Raw genomic sequence first — 12,512 nt, forward strand, 5'->3', positions numbered from 1 at the left:
CCTGCCGCACTGTGCCGCCCCGCCCGCGCGCGCGCAACCGCGCCTGTGCCGCAGTGCGGGATGGGAACCGTTTCGGATGTGGACCCTGTCGAGGTTGGCAGACGCCAATCGCCCGACGCCCGCGTCATCACCCCCTCATTCCTCATCCTATCAGCGACCTCATCCTGAGGTGTCGGTCGATCGAAGATCGACTGACCTCGAAGGAGGCCTCCAGATCCCGCTGAGATCTCTGGAGGCCTCCTTCGAGGCTCACTTCGTTCGCACCTCAGGACGAGGTCGCGGGTGGAGCAGCATGAACGTCCATCCCGAAGGGCGCCCCTGCCCTCAATACATCCCCGCCACCTTCGAGCGCGGCGGCATGCCGGGCTTGTGGCCCGTCGCCTTGGCATCTTCCCGGTCGCCCTTCTGGGCGCCGACGAGGCGCAGCGGCGGCGCGATCGGCAGCGGGCCGTTCTTCGCGATCACGGTCGTCTTCGCGGCCTTTGCCCCGGCCGGATGCGCTGCGGCCTGCATCGCCTGGGCGAGCGAGGCGCGGTCCGCCGCCGGATGGGCCGCGAAGGCCATGGCCTGGCTCGGGACTTGGCTCGGGAGCGCCGGCCGGCGGGCCAGGGCGACGGAGGCCGGCGCGGGTGCCGGCCTGGCAATCCGGGGCGCGGCGAGGCCCGGGTTCAGGCCCTCGACGGCGGCCACACGGACGGGAGGGGGCATCCGGGCCGGCTCGCGGGGTGCCTCGGCCACCTGAACCGGTGCGCGGACGGGCGCACGCACGGCCGGGCGGCGGATCTCCGGCTCGGCCTCGGCGAGCTGGACCGGCGCGACGACCCGCGGCCTCTCGACGATCGGGCGCACCGGCTCCGGCTCGGGCTGGCGGAACGCGAAGGGTTTCGCGTCGTCACCCGCATCCGCCACCATGATGTTGGCGCCCGACGGCGAGCCGGCGGGCTGTCCGTCGGTGCGCAGGGTCGCCATCAGCTTGCGGTCGTCGCTGCCGCCGACCGAGGCCTTGCCGACATACTCGACCCGGACCTTCGTGGTGCCGCGGCGCCGGAAGTCGAGCGCCTCGGCCACCGCCTGCGACACGTCCATCAGCCGGTCGGCGTGGTAGGGCCCGCGGTCGTTGACCCGCACCACCATCGAGTGGCCGTTCGCCAGGTTCGTGACCCGGGCGTAGCTCGGCAGCGGCAGGGTCGGATGCGCCGCCGCGACCGAGAACCGGTCGAAAATCTCGCCGTTGGCGGTCTGGCGGCCGTGGAAGGCGGTGCCGTACCAGGAGGCCAGGCCCTCGCGCACGTAGCCGCGGGCGTCCTGGCGCGGCACGTAGGTGCGGCCGGCGACCACGTAGGGCTTGCCGGTCATCTGCCGGCCGCCGCCCTTCGGGATCCTGTCGTTCTCGCCGTAGAGCCGCGGGCTCGCGGCGACGCCGTATTTCGGATCGATCTCGCGGCCGCCGCTCCTGACCGCCAGGTTCTTGGGCGTCGGCCCGGCGCAATTGGCCGCCGCGAGGGCGATGCCCGCCACCGCGGCCCACCGCACGACCGGCATCGGCCGGAGGGCCCCCCGCTCCGTCTCCGGACGCGTGGAACCGCTCTTCGAAGATCCCGCCATCGACCCCTCGGATCCCCCGCGCCGCCTGACGGCCGCCGCCCGCCCGGGAGGGCTGGGAGGGCGGGCGCCAGGACCGCACAGGGTTACGCTGCACTTGTGGAAGACCCTGCCGGCCCTGCGTAAATGAAATCTCAACGGGGCCTCCGGCGCGAGTCCCCTCCACCGCCGTCCACAGGCAGTGTGCCGGCCCCGCCGGGCGATCGCGGCCTTGGGAACCGTCCGCGGCGGGGCCGGCGGGAGACGGGTTCGGCCGGGATGGCCGGACGGCCGGGCGTTTCGCGAGCGGCCCGTAACCCCCGGATGACTCCTCTTTTCGGACGACTTGGATTTCCGGGCGGATCGGGCAGGCTCGATCCCGCGTGGGGCCGGCCGCCGTCGCGCGGCGGCCCGTGAGCGTGCCCCGCCCGGGAGGAACGCCATGGGACACGCTTCGAGGAACGCCCTGTCGCGGCCGCTCGCCGCGTCGCTGCTGGCCGCCATGCTGGCCTGCCCCGCTCTCGCGCAGCCGGCCCCCGCCGATCCCGGGCCGGGCGTCCCGGCGGGCTGGTCGCAGGAGGTGCGGATGGTCGTCGCCCTCGCGGTGCCGGAGGAGAAGGCCCAGGCGCTGCTTCCGGCGGGCTGGACCGTCAACCCGGCCCAGCAGGGGCCGGGCCGGGGCGCCAACCTCTCGGTGGTCTTCCGCGAGCAGCTCGCGGCCACGGGACCGGACGGCAAGCCGGCGGGGGCCGAGGAGCGGGCCGCCGTGCTGGCGGTGCCGGCCCGGCGCGGCGACGAGACGGGCTTCGTGATCGTGCGCACCTTCGCCGATGCCCGGTCCGGGCCCGGCTACTACAAGGTCGGCGTGCCGGCGGCGGTGACGCTTGAGCGGCGCGGCAGCGCCACCGCCCTCGCGGCCCAGGCCGAGGAGGCCTGGAGCGTGACCGCCGAGAGCGGCGAGCGGCTGAGCCTGCGGGTCGCCTATGCGCGCGGCGCGCCGGTCCGGGCCCAGCCCACCGCCCTCAACCTCTCGGCCGCCGATCCGCGGGTCCGGCGGACCTACCGGGTCGACCAGGGCGTCGATCCGGTCCTGAGCCGGCCCGCCGGCATCGACCGGACGACGGCCCTGTCCTTCACGGCCTCGGGCGGCGCGCTCGCCCCGATCTTCGACGGCCGGGAGCAGGTGGTCGCGGTCCTGTCCCTGCCCTGGTACGCGCGCCAGATGTTCGCGCCCGCCGCGATCGATTGAGACGGGATCCGGAAGATGACTTCCGGCTCCCGTCTCACCAGCCCGCGCGGCGCTTGAGCGAAGTCATATGACCGCGGACCCGGCGCGCCGCCTATTCCGCCGGCTGCGGTGCGCCGGGTCCCGGCTCCGCCTTGCCCGGTTCCTTCCGGCCGGGTTCCTTCTTCCGCCCCGCCACCAGCCGCTCGGCCGCGACGTAGAAGACCGGAGTGACGAACAGGGTGAGCAGGGTCGCGACGAGCAGCCCGCCAATCACCACCGTGCCCATCGAGATCCGGGCGTTGGCGCTGGCCCCCGTGGCGATGGCGAGCGGCACCGAGCCGAGGATGAAGGCGAAGGAGGTCATCAGGATCGGCCGCATCCGCAGCCGCACCGCGTCCTGCGCCGCCGTCACCGCGTCCTCGCCCTTGTCCCGCAGGTCGCGGGCGAAGGAGACGAGCAGGATCGCGTTCTTGGCCGCCAGCCCCACCAGCAGCAGGAGGCCGATCTGACCGAAGATGTCGAGGGGCAGGTCGCGCAGGGCCAGCGCGCCCACCGCGCCGAACAGGGCGAGCGGCGTCACCAGGATCACCACGAAGGGCAGCCGCAGGCTCTCGTACTGGCCGGCGAGCAAGAGCACGATCATCACCACGCCGAGCCCGAAGATCAGCGGCGCCCAGCCGCCGGCGATCTTCTCCTGGTAGGCGACCTCGGTCCATTCCACCGCGTAGTCGGTCGGGAGCGCCGTGTCGGCGAGGCGCTCGATCGCCGCGATCGCCGCGCCGGAGCTCGCGCTCTCGGCGGTGTCGACCGCGATCTCGATCGCCGGGTAGGTGTTGTAGGACAGGACCGCCGTCGGCCCGCTGACGAAGTGCGGCGTGACCAGCGACCCGATCTGCACCGGCTCGCCGCGGTTGTTCGGCACCGTCAGCCGCGACAGGTCCTCGATCGTGCGCCGCCCTTGCGACTCGCTCTGGACGTAGACCTGGTAGACGAAGCCGAACTTGTTGAAGAGGTTGACGAAGGACGAGCCGACATAGGTGCCGAGCGCGTCGAACAAGGATTGCAGGCTGACGCCGAGCTGCTCGGCCTTGGCGCGGTCGATGTCGAGGCGCAGCTGCGGCACGCCGTAGCTCGTGGTGGCGGTGGCGCCGCCGACCTCGGGGAGCTTCTTCAATTGCGCGATGAAGCCCTCGGCGGTCTTGGCGAGCTTGAGCCCGCCCTCGCCGCTGCGGTCCTGCAATTCGAGCGTCAGGCCGCCGCGGGAGCCGAGGCCGGGCAGCGGCGAGGGATCGACGATGCGCAGGACCCCGTCGGGATGGTTCTTGAACTGCTTGCGCAGGCGCCCGACCACGTCGGTGACCGTCTCGGTGCGCTCGTCCCAGGGCTTCAGGGTCGGAATCTGGAAGCCGTAGAACGGCGCGGTGACGTCGGCCAGGATGCCGCGCCCGGCGACCCCGATCGTGCCGGCGACAGAGGGCTCGGCCATCGCCGCCTTGCCGACCTCCTCCACCATCGCGGCGGTGCGGCTGACCGAGGCGCCCTTCGGCATCGCGATGTCGGCGAAGAAGTAGCCCTGGTCCTCCTGCGGCACGAAGGCGCTCGGGCGGCTCGTGACCATCCAGGCGGTGAGCCCGGCGAAGACGAGGAACACGAGCCCCGTGGCGATCAGGTGGCGCGACAGCCGCCCCGCCGAGCCGACCGCGAACCCGGTCGCCCGGTCGAGGACGGCGTTGAACCAGCGCAGGGGCGCGCGCCAGCGGCTCTGATGCGCGGTCTTGTCGTGGGGCTTCAGCAGCAGGGCGCAGAGCGCCGGCGTCAGGGTGAGCGAGACGACGGCCGAGATCAGCACCGAGATCGCGATGGTCAGGGCGAACTGGTTGTAGAGCTGGCCGGTCAGCCCCGGGATGAAGGCCACCGGCACGAACAGGGCGGCGAGCACCAGGGTGGTGGCGATGACCGGGCCCGCGACCTCGTTCACCGCCTCGCGGGCGGCCTCGCGGGGCTCCTGCCCCTCCTCCATCAGCCGCTCGGTGTTCTCGACCACGATGATCGCGTCGTCGACCACGAGCCCCACCGCCAGCACCAGCCCGAGCAGGCTCAGGGTGTTGAACGAGAAGCCGAGGAGCGCCATCGGCCCGAAGGTGCCGACCAGCGCCACCGGCACCGCGATCGCCGGGATCAGCGTCGCGCGCCAGTTCTGCAGGAACAGGTAGGTGATCACGACGACCAGCACGATCGCCTCGATCAGGGTCTTGACCACCTCGTGGATCGAGGCGTCGACGAACTCGGTGCGGTCGAGGGCGATCTTGTATTTCAGGCCCGGGGGAAAGCGCTTGGCGAGGTCCTTCATCGTGGCGCGCACGCCCTTCATCACCTCGACGGCGTTGGCCTCCGGGTTCTGGTACAGGCCGAGCGAGGCGGCGGGCAGGTTGTCGTAGGTCGAGCGGCTGCCATACTGCTCCGAGCCGAGCTCGACCCGGCCGACGTCGCGGATGCGCACCACCGAGCCGTCGGGATTGGCCCGGATCACCACGTCGGCGAATTCCTTCGCCTCCGTCAGGCGGCCCTTGGTGACGATCTGCAGCTCGAAGGCGGGCGCGTCGCGCACCGGCTCCTTGCCGAGCGAGCCGACGGTGATCTGGGCGTTCTGCTGCTCGACCGCCTGGACGATCTGGCTCGGGCCGAGGCCCAGCGATTCCATCCGCGCCGGATCGAGCCAGACCCGCATCGCGTAGCGCTTGTTGGAGAAGTTGACGATGCGGCCCATGCCGGTGACCCGGCGCAGGGGCTTGATCACCTGGGTCTCGGCCCAGTTCGACAGGAAGAGCTCGTCGTAGCGGTTGTCGTCGCTGTAGAGCACGACGTTGCCGAGGCGCTGGCGCGACGACTTGACGATCTCCAGCCCCTGGTCGCGCACCGCCTGCGGCAGGCGCGATTCGGCGCGCTGCGCCCGGGTCAGCACGTCGGCCGCCGCGGCGTTGAGGTCGGAGCCGACCTCGAAGGTCGCGTCCAGGTTGACGCTGCCGTCGGCGTTGCTGGTCGAGTTGATGTAGATCAGGTCCTGCGCGCCGTTGATCTCCTGCTCGAGCGGGATCGCGATCGCCTCGTAGGCCTGCTGCGCGGTGGCCCCCGGATAGGTCGCCTGGATGTTGATGATCGGCGGCGCGATCTCGGGGAACTGGGCGATCGGCAGGGAGAAGCCGGCCACGGCCCCGATCAGGGTGATCAGCACCGAGATCACGCCCGCCAGGACGGGCCGGTCGACGAAATAGGCGAACATCCCGGATCCCGCTGGACCGCCGGGCGCCGCACGGGCCCCGCGGGCGAACGAGGCGGGAGGCGGGACCTGCGACGGTGAGGTGATGGCTCATCCGCAACGCGATCGCGTCCGAGGGAGTTCCCCTGCGGGAGGCCCGCCTTCTCCGGCAAGCCGCCGATGTCGCGGGCGGGGAACCGCAGGCCCGCCCCGGACCTTTGCGTCATCGTCGGGGAGATCTTCATCGTGCGCGCAGGTTTTCGCTACGGCCTCGTCGGTCTCACCGCGCTCGCGGCCGGGGCCGGCCTCTGGTGGGGGCTCGGCCATCCGCTGCCCCAGGGCGCCGCCGGCCTCCTGCCCGGCCCGGTGGCGCAGCTCCTGGCGCCGTATGAGACGAAGAAGGCCCGCGGGCCCGAGGCGCCGGAATTCGACGTCGCGGTGGCGAAGGCGACGCCGGAGACCGTGCCGGTCGCCTTCTCGTATACCGGCACGGTGATCTCGCCGAAGGACGCCGCGCTCCAGCCCCGGGTCACCGGCGTGGTGGTGGAGCGGCCCTTCGAGCCGGGCGGCCACGTCAAGCAGGGCCAGGTGCTGTTCCGCATCGATCCGCGGCCGTTCGAGGTGGCGTTGCGCACGGCCGAGGCGCAGCGCGAGCAAGCGGTGGCGCAACTCGCCTTCGCCGATGCCGAGGTCGACCGCACCCAGACCCTGGCCGACAAGGGCTACGCCTCCGAGCAGCGCTTCCAGCAGCTCGAGAGCAACCGCCAGGTCGCCCGCAGCCGGGTGCAGGAGGCAGAGGCGGCGATCGCGCGCCAGAAGCTCAACCTGGACTACGCGGTGATCCGCGCGCCCTTCGACGGCCGCTCCAGCCTCTCCGACGTCAATATCGGCGACCACGTCAACGAGAACACGACCCAACTCGTCAGCGTGGTCCAGGTCGACCCGATCGAGGTGCAGGTCGCGCTCTCGGCCGAGGATTCGGAGGCGGTGCGCGCCGCCCTGAAGGAGGACCGCGCCGTCATCCGCACCCTCGACGCGCAGGGGAAACCTGAGCGCAAGGCGACGATCTACAAGCTCGACAACCGCTTCGACCCCCGCACCGCCCGCCGCCTGGTCCGGGCCTGGCTCCCCAATTCCGACGAACGCTACCTGCCGGGCGAGTTCGTGCGCACGCGGGTGCAGGTCGGCACGGAGGAGCGCCTGCTGGTGCCGACGGTCGCGCTCTCGTCCCAGCTCGACCAGCGCATCGTCTGGCGCGTGAGCGACGACGGCGACGCGGCCAAGGTGGCGATGGTCCCGGTCGAGACCGGCGAGGAATTCGGCGACCGCACGGCGATCCTCAAAGGCCTGAAGGCCGGCGACCGCATCGCCACCGACCACCTCCAGCTCCTGCGCCAGGACCAGCGGGTCGGGATCAAGCGGGAGGGCCGGCAGGACGACGGGCGGCAGGCGGCGAACGAGCCCGGCGACGCGGCGGTTCGCCCCTAGCGCGTCAGCGCTTGCCCCGGCGAAGGTCCGGACGTTACGGTCGGCCGGCGATCCCCGGCACCCGAGCGACGGCCCCCGCATGAGCCTTTCCGAGACCGCGCCCGCCGAGACCGCGCCCGAGAGCGCCGCGCTCACGAGCGACGTGCGCTTCTCGGTGGTGACCGCCGGGCCGGACGGGCTCGAACTCGTGGTGGCGTTCGGGCCGCGGGACTACGCGGTCCGGCTCACCCCCACGGAGGCCGGCGAGCTCGGCCTCGCCCTCCTCGCCACCGCCTCGGTCGCGGCGGATGCGGCGCAGGACGTGCCGGCGGGCACCCGGGTGGAGAATTGCTTCTTCCCGGTCCTCGGCTGGACCGCCGGCGAGGTCGCGCCCGGCGTGCCGGCCCTCGCCTTCCGGCTCGCCGAGGGTGCCGAGATCGCCTTCCAGTTCGACCGCGCCGCGGCCCGGGCCTGCGGCCGCGACCTCGCCCGCAGCGGCCGGGTGCCGTGGCGCGATCGGCTGCGCCGTGCCTTCCGGCGCCCCGTCCGGCCGCCGGCCGATCCTCACGGTGCGTGAGCGCCGGCCCGCCAGGCCAGATCGAGGACGAGGCCCTGCGGCAGGGTGTCGAGGAGCGGCGTGACCGGGAGACCCGCTTCGGCGAGGAGCCCGGCGCTCCAGTGGTTGCACACGGTGACGAGGCTGAAGCGCCCCTCCGCTTCGTAGAACAGGCTCGGGCCGTAGAGGCCGGGACCCGCCTCGACCGGCTGGCCGTCGCGCGTCGTGAAGGACCGCGCGAGCGCCGCGGCGAGGCGCCGGAAGCCCGCCCGCGACAGCCGCAAGCTCACGATCCCGGCCCCCGGGACGGCGCCGGGCTCGGCCGCGACCCCGACCACGTGCAGCACCGCCGGGCGGCCGCCCGGGGTGAACAGGGCCCGCAGCGCTAGCCGCCAGTCGAGGGCGTCGATCGTCGGGACGGCGCGGTAGAAGCCGGCATCGCCCCAGCCGATCTCCAGCGCCGGATAGGCATGGAAGCGCTCGGTCACCGCGATCAGCGCCCCGGCGCCGGCCTCGGCCGCCGCCCGGGCGAGGTCGTCGCGGGGCAGGAGCAGGCCGGAATGCCAGGCCCCGGCCACGACCCGGACGGTGACCGCCGCCTCGCCGGGCGGCGGCGGATAGAGGCCCGGGTCGCCCGGCCGGGCGGTGAGCCAAGCCGCCGCCACGAGGAGGGCGGCGAGGGACAGGAGAGCGGCCGCGGCCCGCCGGGCGAGGTGCAGACCGCGGCGCAAGGGTCAGGCCGCCTCGGCGAGCCGCCGCAGGTCCTGGTCGGCCGCGAGCCGCCCGGCCGAGGCCTCCAGGATCTCGATCCCCGCGACCGCGCCGTCGGCGTCGTAGGCGACGACGATGCCCGGCCGGACCTCCCGGCTCGCCACCACCTCGGCATCGGTGAAGCGGACGGACAGTACGTCGGTCTCGGTGTCGTAGCGGCCCTTCACGGCGCGAGCCGGACTCGTGCGGGACTCTTCGTGGATGGGCTTCGGGCTCATGCCTGTGCGGTTGTCCGGGCGGAGGGTGACGGATTGCCTCTCAGGCGCGTGTCTAAGCCCGGTCGCCCTGGACTGGCCGCCGCGCGGGCGTCTCTCCCCGGAATTCTTCCCGTGATTTTTGCCGGATGCGGGCGGCGCACCGCCCGCATCCGGAAGGTCTGGAGCACCGCCCGATCGCGTTGCGATCAGGCAGTGCTCCAGGTCTTCGATTTTGCCGCATACCTCCGACGAACCGGTATCCACTTCGTCGGAAAATGCTCTGCCGGCGTCAGCCCTGCAGCCGCGCCAGCGCCTCGCGCACCTTCTCGCGGCGGGCGATCGCCGCGTCGCGGCGCTCGCGCTGCTCCTCGACCACCTCCTCGGGGGCGCGGGCGAGGAAGTCGGCGTTGCCGAGCTTGGCGTCGATCTTGCCCACCTCGCCGCCGAGCTTGGCATCCTCCTTGGTCAGTCGCGCCACCTCGGCGGTCAGATCGACCACGCCCTCGAGCGGCAGGGCGGCGACCTCGCCGCGCACGATCAGCTGCACGGCGTTGCGCGGGCTGGCGTCCGCTACGTCAATCGCGGCGATGCGGCCGAGCCGGCGCACGGTGTCGCCCCAGCGGCCGAGGCGCTCGCGCACCGCCTCGCTCGGCGAGACCAGCACCAGCGGGATCTGGGCGCCGGCCGGCACGCTCGTCTCCGAGCGGGCCGAGCGGATCTCCGAGACGAGGTCGACGACCCAGCCGATCTCGGCCTCGGCCTCGGGCTTGGCGAGCGCGCCGAGATCGGGCCACGCCGCCAGCGCCAGGAGCCCGCGCTCCACCCCGGCCTCGCGCGCCTTCGTCGCCCACAATTCCTCGGTGAGGAACGGCATGAACGGGTGCAGGAGCACGCAGATCTGGTCGATCAGGTAGGCGATCGTCCGGCGCGTCTCCTCCTTCGCCGCGCCATCCTCGCCCTGGAGCACGGGCTTGGCCAGTTCCAGGTACCAGTCGCAGAACACGTTCCAGACGAAGCGGTAGGCGGCGTTGGCGGCGTCGTTGAAGCGGTAGGCCTCGATCGCCCCGGTCACCTCGGCGACGGCCCGCGCGGCCTCGCCGAGCGCCCAGGCGTTCAGGGTCTGGCTCACGCCCTCGGGCCTGAAGTCCGGGTCGAGCCGGCAGCCGTTCATCTCGGCGAAGCGGGCGGCGTTCCAGAGCTTGGTGGCGAAGTTGCGATAGCCCTCAACGCGTTGCACCGAGAGCTTGATGTCGCGTCCCTGCGCCGCCATGGCGGCGAGGGTGAAGCGCAGGGCATCCGCCCCGTAGCGGTCGACGAGGTCGAGGGGATCGACGACGTTGCCCTTCGACTTCGACATCTTCGCCCCCTTCTCGTCGCGGACGAGGGCATGGATGTAGACGGTGCGGAACGGCACTTCATCCAGGGCGTGAAGGCCGAGCATCATCATCCTGGCGACCCAGAAGAAAATGATGTCGAAGCCGGTCACCAGGGCGGAGGTCGGGTAGTAGCGGGCGAGCTCCGGCGTCTCGTCCGGCCAGCCGAGTGTCGAGAACGGCCACAGGCCGGACGAGAACCAGGTGTCGAGGACGTCCTCGTCGCGGCGCAAGGCGACCGGCCGGCCGTGCTTCGCGGCGGCCTGGGCCAGGGCCTCCTCCTCGGACTGCGCGACGAAGCAATGCCCGTCGGCGTCGTACCAGGCCGGGATCTGGTGGCCCCACCACAGCTGGCGCGAGATGCACCACGGCTCGATGTTCTCGAGCCACTGGAAGTAGGTCTTATCGTAGGTCTCGGGCACGAAGCGGGTGCGGCCGTCGCGCACCGCCTGCATCGCCCGCTCGGCCAGCGGCTTGACGTTCACGTACCACTGGTCGGTCAGGTAGGGCTCGATCACCACGCCCGAGCGGTCGCCGTGCGGCACCGCGTGGGTGTTGGGCTCGATCGTGACCAGCCGGCCGCGCTCCTCCATCAGGGCGACGACCCGCTTGCGCGCCTCGAACCGGTCGAGGCCGTGCAGCGCGAGGGCCTCAGGCTCCGGGCTCGATCCGTCCAGGAAATCCGCGTTGCCGTCGAGGCTTATGCGGGCTTCCTCATCCAGGATATTGATCTGTGAAAGCCCGTGCCGGCGGCCGACCTCGAAGTCGTTGAAGTCGTGCGCCGGGGTGATCTTGACCGCGCCGGTGCCCTTCTCGGGGTCGGAATACTCGTCCGCCACGATTCTGATCAGGCGGCCGACCAGCGGCAGGCGCAGGCTTTTGCCGACGAGCGCCCGGTAGCGCTCGTCCTCCGGATGCACCGCGACCGCGGTGTCGCCCAGCATCGTCTCGGGCCGGGTCGTCGCGACCGTGATGGTCTCGCCCGTCTCGTTGCCGGCCTCGTCGACCACCGGATAGGCGAAGTGCCAGAGATGGCCCTTCACCTCGACCTGCTGCACTTCGAGGTCGGAGATGGCGGTCTGGAACTTCGGGTCCCAGTTCACCAGGCGCTTGTCGCGGTAGATCAGCCCTTGCGCGTGCAGGTCGACGAAGACCTTCAGGACGGCCTTCGACAGGCCCTCGTCCATGGTGAAGCGCTCGCGCGACCAGTCGCAGGAGGCGCCGAGGCGCTTGAGCTGGTTGACGATGGTGCCGCCCGATTCCGCCTTCCACTCCCAGACCCGGCGGACGAATTCCGCCCGGCCGAGGGAGCGCCGGTCGGGCTGCTGCTGCTCGGCGAGGCGGCGCTCCACCACCATCTGGGTCGCGATGCCGGCGTGATCCGTGCCGGGCTGCCACAGCACGTCCTTGCCGCGCAGGCGCTCGAAGCGGGCGAGCACGTCCTGGAGCGTGTTGTTGAGGGCGTGGCCCATGTGGAGCGAGCCCGTCACGTTCGGCGGCGGGATCATGATGCTGTAGGGCTCGGCGCCGGCCCGGTCCGGGCGACCGGCCCGGAAGGCCTGCGCCTCCTCCCACTCGGCGGCGATGCGCGCCTCGACGGCGGCGGGATCGAAGGTCTTGTCCATCATCGCGAAAGCGCCACTCGCAGGCTGCCCCGGGCGCGTCCGGCGGATGGGACGCGGGCCGCACGGGCGCCTGAAACCAGAAACGAAAAAGGCCGGCCGCGCGAGCGGCCGGCCCCCGAGCCCGCTTTCAAGCGGACCCGGGCCGTTCCGTCAATGGGAGGGCGCCCGGGAAGTCAGCGACCAGGATTCACCGCCCTCTCGCGACGCGCTCGATCTCGGCCCGGACCAAGCGCTCGACCATCACCGGCAGGTTGTCGTCGAGCCAGGCCTTCAGCATCGGCCGCAGCATGTCCTGCACCAGGTCCTCGATGGTGCGGGCGTTGCGGGTCAGCACCGTGGTCGCCAGGAGGTCGAAGGCGTGGCCGACCGTGGCGTCCGTCGCCTGGGACAGGAGCCGGTCCTCCATCGCCGGGCGGCGCTCCGGCGGCGCGGGGGGCGGCGGGGCGTCGGCCTTCGGG

General features: G+C 72.4%; 9 protein-coding genes. 3 read left to right on the plus strand and 6 right to left on the minus strand.

The features are described 5' to 3' along the window. Window positions 1-324 precede the first annotated feature (324 nt). Window positions 325-1,605 carry a septal ring lytic transglycosylase RlpA family protein gene (locus ABZT49_RS14935; RefSeq protein WP_407943509.1) on the minus strand — a complete coding sequence of 427 codons (1,281 nt, stop codon included), beginning with the start codon at window positions 1,603-1,605 and terminating at the stop codon, window positions 325-327. 418 nt (window positions 1,606-2,023) lie between these two features. On the opposite strand from ABZT49_RS14935, the gene ABZT49_RS14940 reads away from it, so the two are divergent. Next, a complete protein-coding gene (locus ABZT49_RS14940) occupies window positions 2,024-2,830 on the plus strand; it encodes a hypothetical protein (protein WP_355286814.1) in 807 nt (268 codons plus the stop codon). A gap of 91 nt (window positions 2,831-2,921) precedes the next feature. On the opposite strand, the gene ABZT49_RS14945 is transcribed toward ABZT49_RS14940, so the two are convergent. Beyond that, window positions 2,922-6,089, minus strand: a complete 3,168-nt coding sequence (locus ABZT49_RS14945; RefSeq protein WP_355286815.1) for an efflux RND transporter permease subunit — start codon at window positions 6,087-6,089, stop codon at window positions 2,922-2,924. Between the two features lie 222 nt (window positions 6,090-6,311). Here ABZT49_RS14945 and ABZT49_RS14950 point away from each other — a divergent pair, with 222 nt between their 5' ends. Both ABZT49_RS14950 and ABZT49_RS14955 read left to right on the plus strand, forming a co-directional pair. Further along, a complete protein-coding gene (locus ABZT49_RS14950; protein WP_355286816.1) occupies window positions 6,312-7,553 on the plus strand; it encodes an efflux RND transporter periplasmic adaptor subunit in 1,242 nt (413 codons plus the stop codon). 79 nt (window positions 7,554-7,632) lie between these two features. Then, a complete protein-coding gene (locus tag ABZT49_RS14955) occupies window positions 7,633-8,109 on the plus strand; it encodes a hypothetical protein (RefSeq protein WP_355286817.1) in 477 nt (158 codons plus the stop codon). Here ABZT49_RS14955 and ABZT49_RS14960 read toward each other — a convergent pair. From ABZT49_RS14960 to ABZT49_RS14975, 4 genes are all read right to left on the minus strand, one after another. Next, entirely contained in the window at window positions 8,097-8,819 is a 723-nt protein-coding gene (locus ABZT49_RS14960) for a DUF2459 domain-containing protein (protein ID WP_355286818.1), read from the minus strand. The genes ABZT49_RS14955 and ABZT49_RS14960 overlap by 13 nt on opposite strands. 3 nt (window positions 8,820-8,822) lie before the next feature. After that, on the minus strand, window positions 8,823-9,077 hold the full coding sequence (locus ABZT49_RS14965; RefSeq protein WP_355286819.1) for a DUF2283 domain-containing protein: 255 nt from the start codon (window positions 9,075-9,077) through the stop codon (window positions 8,823-8,825). Window positions 9,078-9,345: 268 nt separating this feature from the next. Further along, a complete protein-coding gene (locus tag ABZT49_RS14970; protein ID WP_355286820.1) occupies window positions 9,346-12,057 on the minus strand; it encodes a valine--tRNA ligase in 2,712 nt (903 codons plus the stop codon). Window positions 12,058-12,241: 184 nt separating this feature from the next. Then, window positions 12,242-12,512, minus strand: a 271-nt coding sequence (locus ABZT49_RS14975) for a DUF2497 domain-containing protein (protein ID WP_355286821.1), incomplete at its 5' end; no start/stop codon positions are given.

The sequence above is a fragment of the Methylobacterium sp. EM32 genome (genome assembly GCF_040593685.1).
Lineage (GTDB): Bacteria > Pseudomonadota > Alphaproteobacteria > Rhizobiales > Beijerinckiaceae > Methylobacterium.